General features: G+C 69.7%; 23 protein-coding genes. 9 read left to right on the top strand and 14 right to left on the bottom strand.

Annotated features, from left to right (window positions below; genetic code table 11):
* Window position 1: 1 nt before the first annotated feature.
* On the top strand, window positions 2-679 hold the full coding sequence (locus PWG71_RS25055; RefSeq protein WP_274812460.1) for a hypothetical protein: 678 nt from the start codon (window positions 2-4) through the stop codon (window positions 677-679).
* Between the two features lie 402 nt (window positions 680-1,081).
* Here PWG71_RS25055 and PWG71_RS25050 read toward each other — a convergent pair whose 3' ends face one another.
* The 4 genes from PWG71_RS25050 to PWG71_RS25035 all read right to left on the bottom strand — a co-directional run bounded on the left by PWG71_RS25050 (window position 1,082) and on the right by PWG71_RS25035 (window position 7,105).
* Window positions 1,082-1,453, bottom strand: a complete 372-nt coding sequence (locus tag PWG71_RS25050) for an STAS domain-containing protein (protein ID WP_274812459.1) — start codon at window positions 1,451-1,453, stop codon at window positions 1,082-1,084.
* Window positions 1,454-1,758: 305 nt separating this feature from the next.
* Window positions 1,759-2,829 carry a methylmalonyl Co-A mutase-associated GTPase MeaB gene (meaB, locus tag PWG71_RS25045; RefSeq protein WP_274812458.1) on the bottom strand — a complete coding sequence of 357 codons (1,071 nt, stop codon included), beginning with the start codon at window positions 2,827-2,829 and terminating at the stop codon, window positions 1,759-1,761.
* Window positions 2,830-2,996: 167 nt separating this feature from the next.
* Complete coding sequence (gene scpA, locus PWG71_RS25040; RefSeq protein ID WP_274812456.1) at window positions 2,997-5,234, bottom strand: methylmalonyl-CoA mutase; 2,238 nt, start codon at window positions 5,232-5,234, stop codon at window positions 2,997-2,999.
* Entirely contained in the window at window positions 5,231-7,105 is a 1,875-nt protein-coding gene (locus tag PWG71_RS25035) for a methylmalonyl-CoA mutase family protein (protein WP_274812455.1), read from the bottom strand. The genes scpA and PWG71_RS25035 overlap by 4 nt, the downstream gene beginning before the upstream one ends.
* Window positions 7,106-7,348: 243 nt before the next feature.
* Between PWG71_RS25035 and PWG71_RS25030 the strand changes: the two genes are divergently transcribed.
* A complete protein-coding gene (locus PWG71_RS25030; RefSeq protein ID WP_274812453.1) occupies window positions 7,349-8,023 on the top strand; it encodes a hypothetical protein in 675 nt (224 codons plus the stop codon).
* 220 nt (window positions 8,024-8,243) lie between these two features.
* Window positions 8,244-8,912 (top strand): DUF6518 family protein, encoded by a 669-nt coding sequence (locus PWG71_RS25025; RefSeq protein WP_274812537.1) that lies wholly within the window; start codon window positions 8,244-8,246, stop codon window positions 8,910-8,912.
* 445 nt (window positions 8,913-9,357) lie between these two features.
* Here PWG71_RS25025 and PWG71_RS25020 read toward each other — a convergent pair whose 3' ends face one another.
* From PWG71_RS25020 to PWG71_RS24985, 8 genes are all read right to left on the bottom strand, one after another.
* The gene (locus PWG71_RS25020; RefSeq protein ID WP_274812452.1) at window positions 9,358-9,477 is read right to left on the bottom strand and encodes a lasso RiPP family leader peptide-containing protein; all 120 of its coding nucleotides are present in this window, start codon (window positions 9,475-9,477) and stop codon (window positions 9,358-9,360) included.
* Window positions 9,478-9,606: 129 nt separating this feature from the next.
* Entirely contained in the window at window positions 9,607-10,446 is an 840-nt protein-coding gene (locus PWG71_RS25015) for a helix-turn-helix domain-containing protein (protein WP_274812451.1), read from the bottom strand.
* Window positions 10,446-10,991, bottom strand: coding sequence for a DUF6879 family protein (locus PWG71_RS25010; RefSeq protein WP_274812450.1), 546 nt, complete (start codon window positions 10,989-10,991; stop codon window positions 10,446-10,448). The genes PWG71_RS25015 and PWG71_RS25010 overlap by 1 nt, the downstream gene beginning before the upstream one ends.
* Complete coding sequence (locus PWG71_RS25005) at window positions 10,975-11,175, bottom strand: hypothetical protein (protein ID WP_274812449.1); 201 nt, start codon at window positions 11,173-11,175, stop codon at window positions 10,975-10,977. The genes PWG71_RS25010 and PWG71_RS25005 overlap by 17 nt, the downstream gene beginning before the upstream one ends.
* 137 nt (window positions 11,176-11,312) lie before the next feature.
* The gene (locus PWG71_RS25000; protein WP_274812448.1) at window positions 11,313-12,101 is read right to left on the bottom strand and encodes a DUF6544 family protein; all 789 of its coding nucleotides are present in this window, start codon (window positions 12,099-12,101) and stop codon (window positions 11,313-11,315) included.
* A gap of 57 nt (window positions 12,102-12,158) precedes the next feature.
* Window positions 12,159-12,467, bottom strand: coding sequence for a hypothetical protein (locus PWG71_RS24995; RefSeq protein WP_274812447.1), 309 nt, complete (start codon window positions 12,465-12,467; stop codon window positions 12,159-12,161).
* A 177-nt stretch (window positions 12,468-12,644) separates the two neighbouring features.
* Window positions 12,645-13,184 carry a hypothetical protein gene (locus PWG71_RS24990; protein ID WP_274812446.1) on the bottom strand — a complete coding sequence of 180 codons (540 nt, stop codon included), beginning with the start codon at window positions 13,182-13,184 and terminating at the stop codon, window positions 12,645-12,647.
* Between the two features lie 4 nt (window positions 13,185-13,188).
* A complete protein-coding gene (locus PWG71_RS24985; RefSeq protein ID WP_274812445.1) occupies window positions 13,189-14,265 on the bottom strand; it encodes an AAA family ATPase in 1,077 nt (358 codons plus the stop codon).
* 491 nt (window positions 14,266-14,756) lie between these two features.
* Between PWG71_RS24985 and PWG71_RS24980 the strand changes: the two genes are divergently transcribed.
* Genes PWG71_RS24980 through PWG71_RS24970 form a run of 3 tightly spaced genes read left to right on the top strand, consistent with a single transcriptional unit; the run spans window position 14,757 to window position 17,397 of the window.
* Entirely contained in the window at window positions 14,757-15,080 is a 324-nt protein-coding gene (locus PWG71_RS24980) for a hypothetical protein (protein ID WP_274812444.1), read from the top strand.
* Between the two features lie 12 nt (window positions 15,081-15,092).
* Window positions 15,093-16,694: an alpha/beta hydrolase gene (locus PWG71_RS24975; RefSeq protein WP_274812443.1), complete on the top strand. Its 1,602-nt coding sequence runs from the start codon at window positions 15,093-15,095 to the stop codon at window positions 16,692-16,694.
* Window positions 16,687-17,397, top strand: coding sequence for a DUF6518 family protein (locus PWG71_RS24970; protein WP_274812442.1), 711 nt, complete (start codon window positions 16,687-16,689; stop codon window positions 17,395-17,397). Before PWG71_RS24975 ends, PWG71_RS24970 begins: the two co-directional genes overlap by 8 nt.
* A gap of 306 nt (window positions 17,398-17,703) precedes the next feature.
* On the opposite strand, the gene PWG71_RS24965 is transcribed toward PWG71_RS24970, so the two are convergent.
* Both PWG71_RS24965 and PWG71_RS24960 read right to left on the bottom strand, forming a co-directional pair.
* A complete protein-coding gene (locus PWG71_RS24965) occupies window positions 17,704-18,093 on the bottom strand; it encodes a hypothetical protein (RefSeq protein WP_274812441.1) in 390 nt (129 codons plus the stop codon).
* On the bottom strand, window positions 18,090-18,380 hold the full coding sequence (locus PWG71_RS24960; protein WP_274812440.1) for a hypothetical protein: 291 nt from the start codon (window positions 18,378-18,380) through the stop codon (window positions 18,090-18,092). Before PWG71_RS24960 ends, PWG71_RS24965 begins: the two co-directional genes overlap by 4 nt.
* 98 nt (window positions 18,381-18,478) lie before the next feature.
* Here PWG71_RS24960 and PWG71_RS24955 point away from each other — a divergent pair, with 98 nt between their 5' ends.
* The 3 genes from PWG71_RS24955 to PWG71_RS24945 all read left to right on the top strand — a co-directional run bounded on the left by PWG71_RS24955 (window position 18,479) and on the right by PWG71_RS24945 (window position 20,895).
* The gene (locus PWG71_RS24955; protein WP_274812439.1) at window positions 18,479-19,240 is read left to right on the top strand and encodes a Scr1 family TA system antitoxin-like transcriptional regulator; all 762 of its coding nucleotides are present in this window, start codon (window positions 18,479-18,481) and stop codon (window positions 19,238-19,240) included.
* Window positions 19,237-19,401 carry a DUF397 domain-containing protein gene (locus tag PWG71_RS24950; RefSeq protein ID WP_274812438.1) on the top strand — a complete coding sequence of 55 codons (165 nt, stop codon included), beginning with the start codon at window positions 19,237-19,239 and terminating at the stop codon, window positions 19,399-19,401. The genes PWG71_RS24955 and PWG71_RS24950 overlap by 4 nt, the downstream gene beginning before the upstream one ends.
* A gap of 324 nt (window positions 19,402-19,725) precedes the next feature.
* Window positions 19,726-20,895 (top strand): calcium/sodium antiporter, encoded by a 1,170-nt coding sequence (locus tag PWG71_RS24945; RefSeq protein ID WP_274812437.1) that lies wholly within the window; start codon window positions 19,726-19,728, stop codon window positions 20,893-20,895.
* Window positions 20,896-21,250: the final 355 nt, after the last annotated feature.

Here is a 21,250-nt window from a genome sequence, read left to right as displayed (position 1 = left end):
CATGGAGACGACAGTGGGACCGAACCTCGAAGTCCTGCCCGGTGTCCTGTCGGGCGCCCTGATCACGGCCCTTCCCCTGATCCTGGCCGGGATCGTGGCCCTGGTGCGGGCGTCGCGCGCGGCGGCCCCCGGCCTGGTCCGCACGGCGGGTCTGCTGTTCATCGCCGAGGCCCTGATCCTGATCGTGTACCAGGTCCTCTGGGCCGTCATGATGCCGGTGCTGATCAGGGATCCCGACCTGTACTCCCTCGTGGGGTACCTCGGTCTGGCCCAGGGCGTGCTGGCCGGCCTGCTGTTGTGCGGCGGCCTGCTGGCCCTCGTGCTGGCCCTGCGGCGGAGCCGCGTCGCCACGCCCGCGGGATACGGGCACCGCGGGTACGGCCACGGGAGCGACGGCCACGGCGGCCCGGTGTACTACGGCGACCCGGTGCATCACGACGGCCACGGGGGCGGCGACGGCCGGGAGGGCCGGGACGCCCCGCCCGCGCACGGCCAGCCCGGCGACCCCGGTGCGGCGCCCTCCTCGGGCGGGGGCCGGGGCGGCGGCTCCTCCGATTCCGGCGGCGGCTGGGGCGGATGGGGCGGATGGGGAGGCGGGTCCTCCGATTCCGGTGGCGGCTGGGGCGGCGGCGGCTCCGGTGGCGGAAGTGACGGCGGCGGCGGTGGCGGCGGCGACTGACCGCTCCCGACACGACGGTGCGGCCGGGCGCCCGGCCGCACCGGGCTCATCGTTCGGCGCTCGGGCGGACCACCCCCGCCGAGCCGTCGATGGTGATCGCCCTCACCGTCGGACACCTTCTCCGCCCTCCGTGCAAGGCTCATCGCCTCGGGGGACGCGCCCTGGGCGAGACCCCGGGCCGCCCGGCCCCGCGCCTCGCCCCGAGGGCGCGTCGTCCGCGCCGATCCGGCCCACGCGGGGCACCGCCGTGATCGGCCCGCCCACACCGTCGCCCCGGGACCTCACCGGGCCTCCCCCGGCACACGAACAGGACCGGACATCGGGGGACGTCCGGTCCTGTTCGGTGGCTCGTACGCGGTCCGCGGGGGCAAGGGCTCAGGATGGGTGCCCGCGGCACACGCCCTACCCGGCCTGCCGCTTGGCCTCCAGTGCCTCCATCGCGGCGACGGCCGTGGCGACCGTCTGGTGGACCGGGACCTGACGGTGCAGGCCGACCAGGCGGACGACCTTGGTGACGCGTTCGTTGAGGGCGGCCAACGCCAGGGCGCCTTCCCGCTCACGGACGGTGCGGTAGGCGTTGATGATCACGTTGAGACCGCTCGAATCCATGAAGTCCAGCCCCGACATGTCCAGGATCAGCCACGGACCGTGGGTGTCGACGGCGGACCGGATGTGCTCCTGGAGGTCGTTGGTGGTCGCGATGTCGAGCTCACCCTGGATCGCGACGATGACGCTGCGGCTTTCCACCCTTGTGCTCAGTCCGAGCCTGTGCACGCTCACTCCTCCCGACCCCACGAGAAGGCGAGGGGTCCCTTCGCTTAACCATACGCAGGAACGCGGCCCGCGCCCACCGGGTCCGGCACCACTCCCACGGAGCCGGACCACCGAGAAGGGAAGCGCTCGCGCGTCCGCGTGTCCGGTAAGTCGTTGGACACACACGGTATAAGCCGGCCGGGCTTTCGGGAATGGCATCCCGGAAGAAATTTTCGCCTCGGGGACACGAACTCCGTCTCGGCCGCCCGGTATCGACCTTTTACACTAGTTTATTTCACGATATGACATCCGGTTTTCGAGGTCCGTCAATCGTCGGTCAAGGTGGAGGGCCCCTCCGCTTCACCCGGCTCCCCCGCGCCCGCCGCGCCGTCACTCCCGGTGAAGGCGTCCAGGAGGGCACCGGCCGCGAGTGTGGCCGTGGTCTCCCCCGACCGGACCTCGCGCTCCAGTTCGGAGATGCGGGAGCCCACCTCCGGATGTCGCAGGAAGGCGTCCATCAACCGGTCCCGGACCTGGTCCCACATCCAGCTGACCCGCTGCCCGCTGCGGCGCTCGGCCAGCGCTCCCCCGTCCTCCAGCACCTTGCGGTGTTCCCGGACGGTGTCCCACACCTCGCCCAGCCCGTCACCGGTCAGCCCGCTGCACGTCAGCACCGGGGGCCGCCAGTCGGGGTGGACCGGCTGGAGCAGGCGCAGCGCCCGCGACAGTTCGCGGGCCGCCTTGCGGGCGTCGTCGGTGTGCGGTCCGTCGGCCTTGTTGACCGCGACCACGTCCACCATCTCCAGCACGCCCTTCTTGATGCCCTGGAGCTGGTCGCCGGTGCGGGCCAGGGTCAGGAAGAGGAAGCAGTCGACCATCGCGGCCACCGCCACCTCGGACTGCCCCACCCCCACCGTCTCCACCAGCACCACGTCGAACCCGGCCGCCTCCATGAGCAGCATGGTCTCCCGGGTGGCCCGGGCCACCCCGCCCAGGGTCCCGGCGGTCGGCGAGGGCCGGATGAACGCGTTCGGGTCCACCGCCAGGCGCGCCATGCGGGTCTTGTCGCCCAGGATGCTGCCGCCGGAACGGGTGGAGGAGGGGTCGACGGCGAGCACCGCGACCCTGTGCCCCTCCCCCGTGAGGCGGGTGCCCAGGGCGTCGACGAACGTGGACTTGCCCACGCCCGGCACACCGGTGATGCCCACCCGGTGGGCGCCGCCGGTGTGCGGGAGCAGCCGCACCAGCAGGTCCTGGGCGGCCAGGGCGTGATCGGGGCGGCGCGACTCCACGAGCGTGATCGCCCGTGCCAGGGTCGGCCGGTGTCCGGCCAGCACGCCCTCGGTCAGCGCGGCCACGTCCACCGTGCGGCGCCGCCGCGTCCGCTCCTGCCCCACGCCGTCCCCTCATCTCTCGTCGTCACCGTGCCCCGGCCGGACCGTCGGGCCGACCGGACCGCCCTCGGGTCCCCGGGGCGCGGGTCCCCGGAGCGCCCGATCGACGCCCGCACCGGTCCGATCCCCGTCCGGACGCCGACCGGGCCCCTCGGGCCCGGGGCGCGTGGTCAGGCCTGCTCCAGACGGGCCTCCAGCCGGTCGAGCAGGTCGATGGCCGCCTTCGCGATGACCGTACCCGGCGGGAAGATCGCCGCCGCGCCCGCATCGCGCAGGGCGTCGAAGTCCTGCGGTGGGATGACGCCGCCGACCACGATCATGATGTCCTCGCGGTCCAGCTTCGCCAGCTCCCCGCGCAGGGCCGGCACCAGCGTGAGGTGCCCGGCCGCCAGCGAGGACACCCCCACCACGTGCACGTCGGCCTCCACCGCCTGGACGGCGACCTCCTCCGGGGTCTGGAACAGCGGACCCACGTCCACGTCGAAGCCGAGGTCGGCGAAGGCCGTCGCGATGACCTTCTGGCCCCGGTCGTGGCCGTCCTGGCCCATCTTCGCCACCAGGATGCGGGGACGGCGGCCCTCCTCCTCGGTGAACGCGTCCACCCGACGGGTCACCCGTTCCATGAGCCCCGCCGCGTCCGCGCTGCCCGCCGCCTCGTTCCGGTACACACCCTGGATGGTACGGATCTGCCCCGAGTGACGCCCGAACACCTTCTCCATCGCGTCGGAGATCTCCCCGACGGTGGCCTTGGCGCGGGCCGCCTCGACGGCCGCCGCCAACAGGTTGTCGGTGAGGGCGTCGTCGGCCCTGGACTCCCGGCCGGCCGCCTCGGTGAGGGCGTCCAGGGCGGCGCGCACCGCGTCCTCGTCGCGTTCGGCCCGCAACCGGCGCAGCTTCTCCAACTGGCTGGCCCGCACCTTGGAGTTGTCGACCTTGAGGACGTCGATGTCCTCATCACCGTCGGGCCGGTACTTGTTGACGCCGATGACCGGCTGGCGCCCGGAGTCGATGCGCGCCTGGGTGCGGGCGGCCGCCTCCTCGATGCGCATCTTCGGCAGTCCGGCGTCGATGGCGGCGGCCATGCCGCCCGCCTTCTCCACCTCCACGATGTGCTCCCAGGCCTTGGTCGCCAGCTCCTGGGTGAGCCGCTCCACGTAGTAGCTGCCGCCCCACGGGTCGACGGAGCGGGTGGTGCCCGACTCCTGCTGGAGCAGCAGCTGGGTGTTGCGGGCGATGCGCGCGGAGAAGTCCGTGGGAAGCGCCAGCGCCTCGTCGAGGGCGTTGGTGTGCAGCGACTGGGTGTGCCCCTGGGTGGCGGCCATCGCCTCCACACAGGTGCGGGCCACGTTGTTGAACACGTCCTGGGCGGTCAGCGACCACCCGGAGGTCTGGGAGTGGGTGCGCAGGCTCAGCGACTTGTCGTTGACCGCGCCCAGGTCCTTGACCAGCCGCGCCCACAGCAGGCGGGCGGCGCGCAGCTTGGCGACCTCCATGAAGAAGTTCATGCCGATCGCCCAGAAGAACGACAGCCGCGGGGCGAACACGTCGACGTCCAGGCCGGAACTCCGGCCCGCTCGGATGTACTCCACGCCGTCGGCGAGGGTGTAGGCGAGTTCGAGGTCGGCGGTGGCCCCCGCCTCCTGCATGTGATAGCCGGAGATGGAGATGGAGTTGAACCGGGGCATCCGCTGCGAGGTGTACGCGAAGATGTCGGAGATGATCCGCATCGACGGCCGCGGCGGATAGATGTAGGTGTTCCGGACCATGAACTCCTTGAGGATGTCGTTCTGGATGGTCCCGGACAGCTTCTCGGGCGGAACGCCCTGCTCCTCGGCGGCGACGATGTACAGCGCCAGCACCGGCAGGACCGCGCCGTTCATCGTCATCGACACGCTCATCCTGTCCAGCGGGATGCCGTCGAACAGTTGGCGCATGTCGTAGATGGAGTCGATGGCCACGCCCGCCATGCCCACGTCCCCGGCGACCCGGGGGTGATCGGAGTCGTAGCCCCGGTGGGTGGCCAGGTCGAACGCGACGGACAGGCCCTTCTGGCCGGCGGCGAGGTTGCGCCGGTAGAAGGCGTTGGACTCCTCCGCCGTGGAGAAGCCCGCGTACTGGCGGACGGTCCACGGCTGGTTGACGTACATGGTCGGGTAGGGGCCGCGCAGGTAGGGCGGGATGCCCGGGAGGCCGTCCACGAAGTCCAGCCCGGCCCGGTCCGCCGGGGTGTAGAGCGGTTTGACCGCGATGCCCTCGGGGGTCTCCCATTCCAGGGCGTCGGGGGCCTTGCCGGTGGCGGCCTCGACGGTGGCCGGCCACTCGTCGCCGTCTCCGGAGAAGGCGGGCGGCTCGGGGGCCACGGTGGACAGGTCGGGGATGCCGGGGATACCGGGGATGTCCGGGGTCATGCGCTCGCCCCCTGGGTGTTCGGGACCAGAAGATCGACCAGTTCGGTGAGGAGGGCGACGGCGTCGCACCCCTGGTGCAGGAAGGCGTCCGCGTCCAGTGCGCGGGGGGCGCCCGCCAGCAGGACGCGCTCGGCTCCGGCGTTCCTCAGCGCCTCGACGGCGGCCTCGACGTGCTCGGCGTAGACCTTCTCGGAGGAGCACAGCACCGCCACCCGCAGGCCGGACGCGGTGAACGCGCGGGCGACGGCCTCGGCGTCCTCCAGGGGGCCGGGGCGGTGGGTGTCGACGCCGCCGGCGGCGAGGAGGTTCGCGGCGAAGGTGGCCCGCGCGGTGTGCGCGGCGACCGGGCCCAGGGTGGCCAGGAACGCGGTGGGGCGGTCGGGGGCGGCGTCGGAGCGGTCGCGCAGCTCCTCGAATTCACCGGCGTAGCGGCGCACCGGGAACCAGGAGTCGCGTTCGGGGAGGGGCTCGCGGGCGAGGGGCCGCTCGGCGAGGTTCGGGAACTCGCTCACGCCGGTCAGCGGCGCGCGCCGGTGCGCCAGGTCCCGGCGGCGGCGTTCCCACACGTCGTCGACGCGCTCGCGCAGCCATCCGTCCTCGATGACCTCGGCCGCGCCCCCGGAGGCCTCGATCTCCTGGAGGAAGGCCCATCCGGCGAGGTAGAGGTCGCGGGTGAGCGCCTCCACGTGGAAGGAGCCGCCGGCGGGGTCGATGACCCGCGCCAGGTGGGACTCCTCGATGAGGAGGGCCTGGGTGTTGCGGGCGATGCGGCGGGCGAAGTCGTCGGACAGGCCCACGGCCGCGTCGTAGGGCAGGACGGTGACGGAGTCGGCACCGCCCACACCGGCGGCGAAGCAGGCCACGGTGGTGCGCAGCATGTTCACGTGCGGGTCCCTGCGGGTGAGCATCGCCTCGGAGGTGACCGCGTGGACCTTCATCGGGCGGCGGTCCGCGGGCACCCCGGAGACCTCCAGGACCCGGTTCCACATGGCGCGGACCGCGCGGAGCTTGGCGATGCCCGCGAACTGGTCGGTGCTCACGGCGAGCCGGAACTCGATGCGTCCGGCGGCGTCGGCGATGTCCAGGCCGGCGGCGACGAGGGCCCGGAGCAGTGCGGCGCCGGCGGCGATCGCGTAACCGAGTTCCTGGCCGTCGGAGCCGCCCGCGTTGTGCACGAGGGTGGCGTCGGCGACCGTCAGGCCGAGACCGGGGCGGTCCCGGGCGCGGTCGACGGCGAACCGGACGGCGTCCATGACGTCGGGGCGGGCCCCGGCACGGGCGGCCGCGGTGAGCGGGTCGATGCCCAGGTGGGAGATGATCCGGCCGTCGGGGACCTCGGCGTCGGCGTGCGCGCTCAGCAGGGCGTCGGCGGCCTCGGCGAAGGCGGCGCCGGGTTCCAGGACCACGGGCGCGAGGTCGAGGTGGACGTCGGTGAGGGCCGTGCCGAGACGGTCCGCCGACAGCCGGCCGTCGCCGACCGCGATCCACAGGGAGGAGACCCCGTTCATCAGGTCGGTGTGGACGCGGCGGCGCAGTGTCCCGGGGTCCGCGTCCGAGTAGCGGGCGCGGATGTCCCAGCCACCGGCGACGGCGCCGCCGGGGCGGTGACCACGGGTGAAGGGAGCCATTCCGGGGTAGCCGGGATCGGCGGCCGGGGGCTCGGAGGTGGCCAGGGGGGCGATGTCGAAGCCGTCGTAGGTGCGGGTGGCCAGCACGGCTTCGGGGTGGTCGGCGAGGCGTTCTTCGGCGACACCGCTCTTGCGGAGCACCGCGGCGACGAGCCGTCGCCACCGGTCCGGGGTGGGGACCGGGAACCCCTCGGCGAGGTCGGGGGCGCCGGATCCGGCGGCGCCGCTCTCTGGGACGTCCATACCTCGGATGGTAGAGAACGGGATTCGGATCCGGGGCGGCGGGGGTGTGGCACAGGGCACGTGCGGACCCTCACATGACCGTCGCTTTTCCCTCGCCCGCCCGGTCGCGGGAGATGTGTCGCACAGTGACCGCGAACCGACGTGGAGTCGGACGCGTCCCACTCCGCCGGGACGGCGTTCCGCCCGCCGTTCCGGAGAGCCGACGAAGAAGCAACGAAGAACCGACGACGGAAGAACGCGACGATGCCCCTGTTCCCCCGCACGACCCTGCTGCCCGTGGCCGCCCTCGCCCTGGCGCTGACCGCCTGCTCGGGCGGCGCCCCCGAGGCCCCGGGTGAGGCCTCCCAGGAGGACCTGTCCGCGCTGCTCGTGGAGGGCGAGGTGCCCGCCGACCCGCCGGAGGCGGACCTGTCCGGGCTGCCGGACCGGCCCGACGACTCGGCCCCCGTCGCCGAACGGGCGGCCTGGCACCTGCTGGCGGACGTCTCCGGGATCGCGGGCGCCGTGGACCCGGAGGCCGTCGCCGAGTGTCCGGCGGAGATGCGCGAGGAGGCGGGAGCGAGCCACACCTGCACGCTGGTCTACGGGGACGTCGATCTGGAGTTCCCGCTCACCTCGGAGGAGGGCTCCGGTGGGATCGCCTTCTCCATCGAACACCCGGAGGTGCCGCTCACCCGCGCGTTCGCGGAGGAGAACCTGCGTCACCAGAGCGGGGCGGAGGCGGTGTTCTGCGACATGGACGACGTGGCCGTCCTGGCCCCGGGGGCCGAGGACCCGGCGGACTTCACGTGCCACGCGCGTGACGGCGGGGTGGAATGGGTGGACTCGGCGGAGGACACCATCAGCCCGTACGACGTGTACATGCTCAACGGCGGGCAGCTCACCTTCTCCCAGGGCGTGGCGACCACGAACGGCTGACGGACACGGGTGCCGGCCGCCCCGGAGCGGTAGGGCGCGACGGCGGAGGGGCGGAGGGACGGTGCCGGGAGATGACCCGGTCCCGGAGGGGCTTTCGGAGGCGGGGCGCCGCGCGGGCGGGAGCGGGTGACCGATGCCCTTCATCCCGGCCTGCGCGGCAGCCTTCCTCCACCCGGCTCGGGAAGAGAGACGACCTGACAGGATCGGAGAAGTGGACCGGATGCACGGCCTGGGCGAATCGCCGCAGCCACCTCCCTCCGCTCTGCGTGGGTTCCGGCACCGGCACCCGTGGCCACTACCGCTCGCGGCGGCGGTCCTGGGCGCGATGTGCGGGGCGCTCTCGGCGCTGTACGTCTTCAAACCCGACGAGTATCCCGCGGCCTCGTACGGCCTGTTCGTCGTACCGGCGGTGCTGGCGGGGTGGGCCGCGTCCCGGCCGGGCCCTGCCTCTCTGGCGGGGATGACCGCCCTTCTGGGCGGGGTGCTCGGCCACTTCGTCGGGGTCAGGTTCATCGAGTACGCCCAGAACGACCTGGAGTACCGGGCATGGGTGGTCATCGCCCTGGCCTTCGGGGCGCTGCTCGGGTTCATGGGCCACCGGCTGCGGGACGGCGAACCGCTCCGCCGTGCGACGGCGGCCTCCCTGGTCATCGGCCTGCTGCTCGCCCCTGTCCATCTCCGATACAGCGTCGGCACCCACGCGACGGAGCACGCCGACCCGCGCATCTACGTTCTCGACCTGTGCGCCGCCGCCCTGGTGCTCCTGGCCTGCCGCGGCCTCGCGCCCCGGGCGCTCGCCCTGGCGATCGCCGTCCCGTTCACCCTCCTGTTCAGCACCTTGTCGGTGTTCTCATCGGTCCTGCTGTGGCGGGCCGGCGGCGGCATCTGAAACGGATCACCTTCCGGCAGGGTGCCCACGGCGTCGGGGACGAACAGCCTCATGGCGAGTCCGCCCGGATCGACTCGGAGCCGGTGCGGGTCGAGGAGGGCCGTCGGGGTCAGGGCGAACCGGGCCGGGGCGGTCGCGTCGGCCACCCGGAACCAGACTCGGAGGACCCCGGCGAGATCGCTGGTCACCGCCGTCTCCTCCGCGTCGTGGCAGGCCACCCCGTAGCGGCCGGGGAACACACGCAGCGCTTCCAGGGCCCGGGCGGGCGGGGCGGTCCCGGTGGCGGCGAACGCCTCCTCCACCTCTGCGGGGTCGGCGAGGCATTCACCGAACAGGACCGCTCCACGGTGTTCGTCGCCGACGCGCCGCACCGGCACCAGGGGGTGCCGGGCGGCAAGGGCGGTCAGCGCGCGTTCCACGCTCGACGCCGTCGTCATCGTGACGGTCAGTTGTACCGGGCGGTGTTCATGTCGGCGGTGTCGTGCGCGCCGGTGCCGAGGATGAGTTCGCGGGCGTCGCCGAGGTCGGTGACGGTCGGGGGCTCGTAGGAGGTCTGCTGTTCCATGGGGGTGTCCTTCCAGGAGGGTGGGTCGGGAGTCTTCCCTCCCACACAACAAGAGACTATTCTCAGAAACCTACAGCATCAAGGAATAGTTGTGTGGCGGTTCGGTGAGATCAACCCGATGAGAGGCCGTCAGGCGTGTTCGCGCGCCAGCTCGGTCAGGAACGCCCGGGCTTCGTCGTCGTAGACGGCGGCGTCAGCGAACAGTTGGAAGACGTCCAGGTGGAAGCGGACGTCGCGGGGGTCGGTCAGAAGCCGGTGGGTGGTGAACCCCTCCACCGCCACCTCTCTGTCGTCCCGAATGTCGAATCCGTTGTTGGGCAGTTCGGGAACTTCCACGTCCCAGGGAAGCAAACCCAGCCGCACGTTCACGAGAGTGGACAGGTTCGCCAGGCGGTCCATCTGCCCCACCATCGTTGCGGCCCCTCCCATGCGCCAGCGCAGGGCGGCCTCTGTGATGACGAAGTGGAACCGATGATCCGGATCGAACAACCTCGCCTGACGGTCGATCCTGGCGTTCATCGCCTTGGTCGCATCGATACCGGAGGCGGAGAGCGGGCGGCTGAAGACCGCTCGTGCGTACTCAGCCGACTGGAGGAGCCCGGGAACAACGCTCGGCTCGAAGACCCGGAGAACCCGGGTGGACGACTCCACCCGTTGGATCGTGCGCTGTTCCTTGTCCAGGCCGCGTTTGCGCAGCATGAGCAGAGAGCGGTGACGCTCGCCCAGGGTTCGGGAGAGAACCTCCAGAGCTTCCCGTTCTCTCACTTCCGGACGGTAGAGATCGAGCAACGACCGGACGTCTTCGCCGGAGGGCGTGACTTTGCCCGTCTCGATCTTGGAGACCTTGGACTGGCTCCAGCCGAGAAGTTCGGCCACACGTGTGCCGGACATACCGGAGACCGCGCGAAGCCGACGGAGGCGGTCGGCCAGCTCGGCGCGGTCCTGGTGGAACGACTCAGGTATGGCCATCAGTCCCGGTGGTACTGCGGATGGGCACTCCAATACTGGTCGAAGGGTACGGCCTGGGCCAATGCGAGGTCACGTTGGGTGCGGTAGTGAACCGGTTCGGGGTCCTCAACGAGTTCACTTCCCAGGTACTCGCCGTCCTCCCGGTAGACCATCCGCACCACGTGGGTCTCGTCGAAGAACCAGAAGTCCTCATCCAGGAGGCCTTCCGGTCGGCCGCGCTCGGCGGTGTCGAGAATGAGGATCTCCTCGCCGGCCTGGGCGTTGAACGCGTACCCCCACTCCATCTCGTACCGCAGGTAGTCCGTCAGCGGGCTGTGGACGACGTGCACGCGGTAGCGGCGAACACCCTGTGCGACATGGTCCATGACCGTTCGCATGTAGGGGGTGACCACGCCGACCCGGGGACAGGGGTCACCGGCCATGTAGGCACGGAACTTCTCCCCCTCTGACACCGGGTTGTAGACGGGCAGGGTCTCCAACCGGAACACGCTCTTGGCGGAGGTGAGGAACAGGGCACTGAACCGGTCGTCATCGAGCCTCGCCACGAAGCCCCTCCAAGAGATCGTGGGGAATCTCGACAGCGTTTTCTCCCGGCGGAAGTCCCAACCGCCGCAGGACGTCCGGGTCGCTGATCGTGTATCCCTGAACGATGTAGCTCTTCCGGTCGGTCGTGTACACGGCGGGGCACGGGTCGTCCTCACAACCGCCGCTGATCTTGGTGAACTCCAACGGGTCTCCTCTGGGGAGGGGAGCATGTCCCTTGGAGAGTATTCCCAGAATCACTTGCCGTAAAGGAATAGTTTCCTTCCTCCGAGAACAGTGTGGCCTCGGAGTCGTAGGGGCCGGGTCGGTTCTGCCGTGGCCGCTCAGCGGAAGGCGGCCGACGTGACCTCGATGTCGATGAAGGGTTCGGCGTCCCCCGGAGCACCCCGGTCTCCGGTGTCCCAGCCCGCCGTCACCCGGGCCGGGAGCCGGAAACCGCCGAACCGGCGCTCCCCCGAGCACAGCGAGAAGAACGTGTGCTCGGCGAACCCCCGCCCGTCGGGGTCACCCCACCGGGGCAGCCGCACGCTCCGTAGCGTCCCCTCGGCGTCGACCTCCACGCGCAGGGTGTGGATCCGGCCGCCGATCTCCACCCGGGCCCCGGCCCAGGTGTCGTCGACCGCCTCCCAGCGCACGAACGGCGCCAGAGCCGCGCCGGGGGTCAGCACCAGCTCGGCCGCCAGTCGCCCGGCGGCGCTGCGGGCGATGTCGTCGCCGGAGGCCGACACCACCGGCAGCGCACCGGCCAGCCGCCAGCGCATCTCCCCGGTACCGTCGGAGTAACGGTCGAACCCGAACACGGGCAGCGACCCGAACCAGGCGGTCGCCGCCCAGACGTAGCCGCGCCCGGCGGAGATGACCTGCCGCGCGGTGAACCGCCGCCAGCCACCGACCAGGATGCGGCCGGACATCTCCAGCAGCGCGGTGCGGGCGAGCGGGGTGCCCGGTTCGACGGCGCGGGCGAGCCACCGGGCCACCGGGGCGGGCAGCCCGTCCAGATCCGAGCGCCGGAAAAGCGGCGCGTCACCGCCCGGTGCGGCCAACCGGTCCCATACCGGGGCGATGCCGCGCGCGAACCACGGCGCCCCCGGAGTCGAAGGTTCCCTGCCCATAGCGCGATGGTAGGCCGTCCGAACCCGGTGGACGCGGACCCCGCACCGGGGGGGCTCCTACTCCTTCGGCTCGCCGCCGCTCCGGTGCGAGGTGGTGAACCACGCCCCCGCCAGTAGGACCGCTCCCATCACGACCAGTGCGATCGCCCAGGACCCCAGAGGAGCCGTGGCCGTCTCGCACATGTCCTGCGGCAGGACGGGCGGTCCGTCCGTGATGGGGGTGTAGGCGAACCACCCGAACGAATCGCCGGTACTGGGCAGGGACCACCAGCCCGCCCCGCACGAGCCGCCGGGAACCAGCCCGAGGGCGGCGCCGCCGGCAATCAGCGCGGCGGCCACCGTACGGATGATCTGGACAGGGGACATGTGCCTCTCCTCGATGCGGGGGGATCTCCACGCCGCACTCTCCCGCACGCCCCCTGCCGTCCCCCCGCCGAGGGTGCCCCGGGGCTCCGGAAGGTATGCGGCACCGGCCCGTACGCCGCCATGTCTGAAGCGGTCGAGCGAGACTTCAGTGGCACGGGCGCCCTGCCAACCGCCGTCTCAGCGGTCGCTGTGGGTGCCACGGGTTTCGGGATTCCGCCGGATCTCCCACGGAACGCCGTTCATCCTGTGGGAGTTGCTGACGACGGGACGGTGCACGTTCAACTTCCTGGTGACCCGCCGGAGTCCGGCCCTCAGGTTGGCGAGCGGGGTCTGCACCCCGATCAGCCTGCGCCCTCCGTCGGGTAGTTCCACCGCCAGGCAGACATGTGCCTCCCGGCAGGCCAGAGCAGCCGCGCTGAATTCCCGACGGCTGTCCTGCCCCCAGCGCGCCACCGCGTGCAGGACTGCCAGTGAGTGGAAGAACTTGAGGCCGACCTTCTCCGCGAGGTCGTCCGGCACCCGGGCGTTCGGATACGTGTAGTCCTTCACCTCGATGAGCCACAGGATCCCGTCCTTCATCGCCACGAGGTCGCAGCCCTTGGAGTGGAACGGGGGCTGGGTCGCCTGCTTCTGCTCAGGCCACTCGTCCAGCTTCTCCACGTGCCAGCCGTCGGGAAAGACGAAGAATGACCCGTCGACCTCGGTTTCCACCGGCATGCGGTCAGACTCCCAGATACCGCAGACTCTGGGACGACTCGGCTTCCAGAGCGGCGATCGCGCTCAGGTCAGCCGGGTCCGTCGCGGTTTCGGCGCGGACGGCCTGCACAAGGGCGCCCTCTTCCGTCGGCGCCTCCCGGTAGAGGCCGATGTACCGGGGCTCGATCGGGTTCTCCTGCGTTTCCTGTTCGAGGAGCAGTTCGAGTTCCCGCAACAGGAACACGCTGTGAGTGGCGACGAACACCTGGGTGCCGCTGCGGGCCAGGGCCAGGATGGTCCGGGCCACCGCCCGTTGTGTCTTGGGGTTGAGGTTCGCCTCCGGCTCGTCCCAGAACAGGTAGCCGCCTTCCAGCAGTACCCCGTTGGAGACGAGCCTGATGATCATGGCCAGTTTCCGGAAGCCCTCGGACACGAGGTGTGCCTCGATCTTGCCCGCCCCGGCCGTACCGCCGGGCAAGCGGACGTAGAAGCGTCCGTTCTCCTCCAGAACGGTCCCTTCGATCTCTCCCAACAGGGGGGCCAGCAGTTCGGTCGCGGCCTTTACCCGGGGGCCTCGCAGGGCGGATCGGCCCAACAGCAGTGCGGTGTCGCGCCAGGTCTCGTCGAACTCGACCTCCCGTGTCTCGAACAGGGAGACCAGGCCCGGGTACAGGGAGAGCAGTTCCCGTGACGGGAGGAAGACCGGTGTGTCGTCGAGCGGCGTCCGAGGCAGTGAGACGATCCGCACGTCGCTCCGGGCGTTCGAAGCGAAGTCGAAGGCCAGAGGGTCGCTGATCCCCCCGTACTTCAGCTCGACGCGGGCACGGCCCCGCCCTTGGACCCGACGGGCGAGGCGTCCGAGCTGGTCGGGCCGGAAGATCCCGATGAGGGCCTCTGCGATGTCGGAGGAGAGCGCGCTCTTGGTGAGCGTCGGCCTGCCGGACAGGGACCGGGTGCCCGCGTACAGAAGCTTGAGCAGCTGGGACTTCCCCGTGGCGTTCTCCCCGGTGACGATGTTCAACGTCGGGCTGAGCCGGATGTCGACTTCGTCGAGCGGCCCGAAGCCGTCGGCTTCAAGTCTGGTGATCGGGTATCTCGCCATGGTCCACACCCTAGAACAGGTCCCGACAACGGGAAGGGGGACGGCCCGCGGCACCCGCGGAGTCGGAGTCTCCTCAGGGCCGCCGGTACTCGGCGCGTACCACGGTTGCCAGGCGGTGGTCTGCCCTTCGCCAGCCAGGGACATGACAGGCGGGGGTGCGGTATCCACCAGTGGCCACAACCCGCCGACGAATCGATGTTGAGGCGCGGCGCTTCTTGACCACTTGCGGTCACGGCCGAGAGGCCTTCGGCGGACAGGAGGATTCTGTGCCGTTCGCCAGCCGAAAAGAAGCAGGTCGAAGGCACCAAGAATGATGAATATCATTGTTTTTTATTCATATCAAGAAGAACTTCCTGGCCACATAGCAGATCCACACGAGGCATGGACGCGCAGCGGAGCCAAAGGCCCACTTAACGTTTCCTCGCCCCTCTCGGGCGCCTTATGATCCTTCGTCGCCCCGCATCCTTGCTTTTCTTCCCCTAGGAGCACGCATGTCCGTAGCCGGTGTGAACCTTCCAGAGGCCATTGCGGGGAGCCGGTCCGCCGAAGAGATGGCGGAGACCATGTCGGGTCTGTCCGGGCCGCTCTTCGAGGCTTTCAGCGATCTGGTGCACGGCGCCTGGGACATCGAGTCGGCGTTGCACGACTTCGAGGCCGAAGCCGGCAGGCGGATCAAGACCGCTGCGGCCAACGCCAACGCCCTGGCGGAGAACACCGGCGGCGCGGCCGGTGAGATCGGGGAAACCGACAGGACCGCGGGCGACGATTTCGCTTCGACCACGGCCGTTCCCTCACTTGAGATCAACTTCTTCTAAGGAGGCTCTTTCGTGTCGATCGCCGGACTGAAGTTGGGCCTGCCCGAAGACATCGAATCCGATGCCGAAGAGGTCAGGGGCGGCGCCGAGCAACTGTACGAGCTCAGGAACACGATGCTCGGCCACACGGGAGAGTTGGACGGAACGTTACAGTCCACCGCCACCGAATTCGCCGGGGCCGTCGCCTGGGACATCGGCGACGCTTCCCAAACAGACGTCCAGTCCTGGCAGGACCTGGCCGAACTGCTCACCGGTACAGGCCTGGCACTCGGCTTCTACGCGGACGCGGTGGAAACGTACAAGGAGGTACGTGAGGATCTGGAGCGGCGTTGGGAGGAGCACAAGGCCGCCGCCCTGCTGCGCATCGAAGAGGCGGACGGCATGCTGACCGCCGACGGCACCTCTCCGGAGACCGCTGAAATGACTCACGCGCTGACCGTGCGAGCGGGCCTGCTGAAGGAGCACGACACGGCCCGCGAGGAGTTCGACGAGGAGAAGGAGAGGACCGAGAAGGTTCTCACCAACGGTCCCGACCAGGCCCTGTGGGAGCGCGCGGTGGACCGTGGGCTCATCAGCGGCCGCGAAGTTCACCTCCTGGGCGGTGAAATACCTGCCGAGATCGAGTTCGGCCCGGCCGAGGACTGGACCCCGCAGGAGGTCGCCGACTGGTGGCGCGACCTCGCCCCGCACCAGCAGGAGTGGGCCGTGGAGGATTACCGGGATGATCTGCGCAACCTCGACGGCATCCCCATCGTCGTGCGTGACCAGCTCAACCGGGAGTATCTGCTCGAAGAAATTGAGAATACCCAGAAATTCAACCTATCGGATCCATATTATATATTGGGCACCCGTCTCGACTTGGAAGAGATAAAAAATATGCTGGAGGAGGATGACGGTAAATTTCTCATCTATCTCGATCCGTGGGCCGAAGGTGGAGGGCAAGCGGTCATCTCGAATGGGAATCCCGACATAGCCGACTACGTGACCACCGTGGTTCCCGGCATGTCCAACGACATGGGGACCATCGGGCTACCGATGCAACGAGCAGAAGACCTCTACGAGGGAGCTCGGGAAAAAGATCCAGACTCGGAGCACGCCACCATCGTGTGGATGGGATACAACACGCCTCCCAGTGCAGGTTTCAGCCCTGACGAGGCCGCCAGCGATCTCGTCGACTTCCAGGAAGGCCTGCGAGCCACACACCAAGGAGACACTCCACCGCACACCACAGTCCTGGGGCATAGCTTCGGCGCCTACGTCGTCGGGGCGGCGGACAATCCCGCCATCGGTGGTGGCCTGGGCACAGATAAATTGCTTTTGGTCGGTGGCCCGGGGGCGAGCGTCGACCACGTCACCGAGCTTTCCACTGATCCAGAGGATGTGCATATCGTCGTCGGAGATGATGACTGGATCATTTCGTCAGGTTTTATTCCTGGGGTGGACTTCGGTAGGCCACTGCACGAGGACAGGTTCATCAGCGATCCTGATACCCGAGATCCTGTGAGCAATCGCCACAAACCCTGGAATGAAACCGGCCACAGTGATTACTTCAAGGACGAGGAGACCATGGATTACCTGACCGATGTATTGACCGGCGGAACCCCTGATGAGTGAAAAACTCCCCACCCGCGCCACGGTTAGCATCAAACGGATATTCTGGTCGGCGCGCCCGGAACCACCGCCCGGCACCCTTAGGGCGTTCCTGGACCGGTACCCCTGGCTTGTCCTTGTAACGGCGGCCGCCCTGGGGTTCGTCTGTGGGCTGGCCTCAGAGGCCTATGTCTTCAAATGGAACATCTACAGCAGCGTCTCCGTCGGGCTGTTCGTCCTGCCGCCGGTGCTGGTCGGATGGCTGGCGGTACGGCGCGGGTGGGCGGCCACGCTTGGAGCCGCCGTCCTCGTGGCGGCGGTGCTCGGACACTTCATCGGTGGGCAGAGCACGGAGTACGCCCGGAACCAGTTCGAGTACCAGGGGTGGGCGTTCACCGCCCTCTGGCTGGGCCCCCTTCTGGGCGTGTGCGGGAACCGACTCCGATCCGCAAGAGCAGTGACCGCAGCCCTGTCCGCGGCCGTACCCGTCTCCTTGATCCTCATCCCCCTGTACCTGGCTTACCGGGGACTCCCCTACTACGCGGACCACGCCAACCCCTATGTGACCGCTTTCGATCTCTGCGGGGTGGCCCTGCTCATCCTGCTGTGCCGTGGGATCGCCGCCCGGGGTGGAGCCCTGTTGTGCACACCGGTGTTCACGTACCTGTTCTCATCGGCTCTGCTCTACGGCATGTTCTTCCTCGCCTACGTGGGGCGGGATCTGTGACCCCGGCCCCCGCCGACCCCAAGGGATGCCGCCGGGGGCGGTGTCGACGCCAGACCGAAGGCGCGGCCAGCGAAGCCGATGACGATGGCGCTGCTGCTCCACCACGCGGCGGACGTGGTGGAGCAACGACCGAGGAGTCGGCCACCGGGCATGGGTTCCTCAGGGGGTGTGCTCCTACAGAAACAGGCCGCCGTGGCGGACACGGTAGGAACCGCCGTCGCCGGATATCTCAAGGGTGAACTCCTCAAGGCCCGGAGAACCCTCGGCCCCGGCGGAATTCGGGTCCCCTCCGGAAGGGAAACGGTGTCAGTGGCGGGCGTCGCGCCAGGGCCGGGGCAGCGCGCCACCGCGGCTGAGGTGCCGGTGCAGGGTGTCGAAGGCCCGGTCGGCCTCGCGGACCAGCCGGGCGGGGTCGGCGTCGGGGTCGGCGGCGTCGCGCAGGAGGGAGGAGAGCCGGTCGAAGAGTTCGTCGGCCTTTTCCTGCTGGGGAGCGGTGGCGGGCCGACCGCAGTGGGGGGCCGAGGCGTCGGGGTGGGCGGGCATCGCGGTTTCCCTTCCCGGGGGTTCGGGCGTGCGGATGGCGGTGCGGCGGGGCAGCGGAGGGCGTTCCTCCGGGCGGGGCTGCGGGATCCGCGGTGCGCGGGGCCGGGTGAGGCGGCGGAACTCGGCCCAGGTGAGGGGTTCGTCGGCGTTCACAGCCGCCCCAGGAGTTCGGAGACGAGGTGCCGAGCGAGCAGGTCCTCGGAGCCCTGGCGGGCGACCGGGACGGTGACGCTCGGTTCGCCGGGCATCGGACGCCACCACTGGCCGTCCACGAGCCGGACGGTGATCTGCCGCCCCGCGTGCTCCGCCCGCACCGAGTCGGGAAGGTCGCCGGCCACTGCCGCCACACCTCGGCGACGAAGTGCGGAGTGCAGCGCCAGCACCGCCGTCTCGGTGTCGTGTCCCCGTGGAGTCGGGGTCTGCCGTGCTACAGGTTCCATGGCACCAAGGTGGCTTCCGATCCCCCGGTACCGCCATCAACTGAGGATTTCCAGGAAAACCCTGATGCGATGTGGAACTCAGAAGTAATCTGACCCACATGACGGAACCCCCCTTTCCTGAATCGCTCGCCCGGTTCCTGGAACTGCGCGGCCTCTCTCAGAAACAGCTTGCCGCGCGCACAGCCTCGTCCGTGGCCTCGGTTTCTCGCTGGAAGAACGGTCATTCACTGCCAAAGTTGCCCATGGCGGAAACGCTTGACGCCGTCTTGAACGCCGAGGGAAAGCTGCTGTCATCGTGGCGCGTGGCGGCCAGCGGTGTAGCGGTTCCGGAATGGGCGAGAACGTTGTCCGGAATCGAGGAGGCCGCACGCACTCTCCACATCGTCTCCCCCGTGCTCGTACCCGGGTACCTCCAGTGCGCCTCGTACGCCACCCAGGTCTTCCGGTCAGGGTGGCCGCTGGTGTCGGATGAGGAGATCGCACGGCTCACCAAGTTGCGAACGGAACGCTTGGGGAAACTTCCCCTGCTCCGGGTCACGGCGGTGTTCCCTGCGACTGCTCTGACCGGCTTCGACGAAAAAGTCCGGAGGGAGCAGGCACAGCACCTGCTGAACCTGATCGCCACCGGACGGGTGGCGGTGCACCTGGTACCGGGAGGGTCGATCCTGCTGGAACCCGCTTCCACTCTTCTCGCCTTCCGATTGCGCTCCGGGGAACTGGCTATCAGCAGCGATCACGCAGACGGTAACGTCATCCACGGAAACGCTTCGCACGGGCGGCTGCAAACACTTGTCACAGAGTCGTTGGCGATGGCTCTCCCCGCCCGTCACTCGCTCGCAGAACTGAAGGACCTCGCATGAACGACTGGCACAAGAGCAGCTACAGCTCTACGGGGGCGAACTGCGTGGAGACCCGGGAGCATGCGGTGGGCGCGGACGTCCGCGACACCCGGAACAGGGACGCCGGGCATCTGAGCTTCACCTCCTCCGAGTGGGTCGCGGCCCTGGCGGCCGAGAAGTAACCACATCCGCGCGAAGACCCCGGGCAACACCCCGGGCCCTTCGTCATGTGCGGACGGCGGGGGCGTGGGACCGGCTCATCGCTCCGGAAACGTCGGAACCGAACGGTTCGGTGCGGCTTCACCGCCGTTGATGAGCGGATGGTTCCCGGCCTCCCGACATCCGCCGAGCGAACGACCCGGCCCGTGACGGGGTCCGTGGCTCGGCGGGCGGGGCGGACTTCGCTCCGCCGCTTCCGAGTTCGGCAACCGGGGGACCCGCATGGGAGAAAGGCCGTGGTGACGGGTATGCCCAGCGCGACCCGGTGAGACGATCGGAAGGCCCACGTGAACGTGTTGGTGATTCTCGCCCTGGCGGCGGGCTTCGTACTCTTGATCGCCGGAGGGGAGTCGCTCGTCCGGGGCGCCGGCTCGCTGGCGCGGACCATGGGGATGTCCTCGCTGGTCGTGGGCCTGACCGTGGTGTCGTTCACGACATCGGCACCGGAGCTGGCGGTCAGTACCGACGCCGCGCTCTCCGGATATCCGGGGTTGGCCGTGGGCAACGTCGTGGGCAGCAACATCGCCAACATCCTGTTCGTGCTCGGGGCGTCGGCGCTGTTCGTCCCCCTGCTGGTGAACTCCCAGGTCGTGCGTGCCGACATCCCGGTGATGGTGGTGCTGTCGGTGGTCGTGCTCCTGATGGCCCTGGACGGGAACCTCGGCCGTGTCGACGGCGGCCTGCTGTTCGCGGCCCTGGTGGTCTACGTCGCCGTCACGGTGATCGTCTCCCGGCGTCGGGCGATCGACGGTTCGGCCTCCGTGAGGGTGAGCGCCGATGGCTCCGGTCCGGGGGCGGACGGCCCGGCCCGGAGCACCACACGGACGAGGTCGATCCTGGTGGACCTGGCGTTCGTGGCCCTGGGCACGGTCCTGCTGGTGGCCGGGGCACGGCTGCTCGTGTACGGGGCCAGCGCGATCGCGACGGCGCTGGGGGTGAGCGACCTGCTCATCGGCCTGACCGTGGTGGCGGTCGGTACCTCACTGCCCGAGCTGGTGACCTGCGTCGTCGCGGTGAGGCGGGGCGAGCGCGACATGGCGGTGGGCAACATCGTGGGCAGCAACGTGTTCAACCTCGGGGCGGTGCTGGGTCTGACCGCCCTCATCGCCCCCGAGGGGATCGCCGTCGCGCCGGCGGCCCTGCGGTTCGACCTGCCGATCATGGTGGCGGTGGCCCTGGTACTGCTGCCGGTCACCCTGACCCGGTTGACCGTGACCCGTTGGGAGGGCGCCCTGCTCGTCGGTTTCTACGCCGCCTACATCTCCTACCTGGTCTTGGAGGCCACCGAACACGCGGTCCTGCGGCCCTACAGCGCCGCGATGCTGTGGTTCGTCATTCCACTCACCGCGTTGTGGCTGTCGGCGGTGATGGTCCACGAGCTGAGCACACGGCGGAGCGGCGGGAAGCCCGAGGTCACCCGCGCGGTCCCGGACCCGACGGAGCGAAGGCCGGGGTGAAGGACGGGGCCGCATGAGGGCTCGGCCCCCGAGCACTCCGGTGCGGGGTGGCCGTGATCCGGTGTGCTTCAGCGGCCCGTGACATCGGCTTTCCCATCGAAGGCGCTTATCGCTCTTTATCGGCGCTGATACACCCCAAAAACGCGAAACAACCAAAGCGGACCCAAAGGCTTTCCCGTCAGCAAGGCGGCATTGCGCAGGGGTCGAACATCAGTGCCCTGAACTGCGAAGACGAGGAACCTTCGATCTTCTTCGGTGATCCGACCGGAAACCGTACGCGGAACGATCGCGTGTGCCCTATTCTGGCGCCACAACCGCATATCGAGTGACCCCGCGACGCTAGTCGAGCGCCCGG

This window comes from Nocardiopsis sp. N85 (assembly GCF_028882275.1).
Lineage (GTDB): Bacteria > Actinomycetota > Actinomycetes > Streptosporangiales > Streptosporangiaceae > Nocardiopsis > Nocardiopsis lambiniae.
This window is presented reverse-complemented; position numbering and strand designations above follow the sequence as displayed.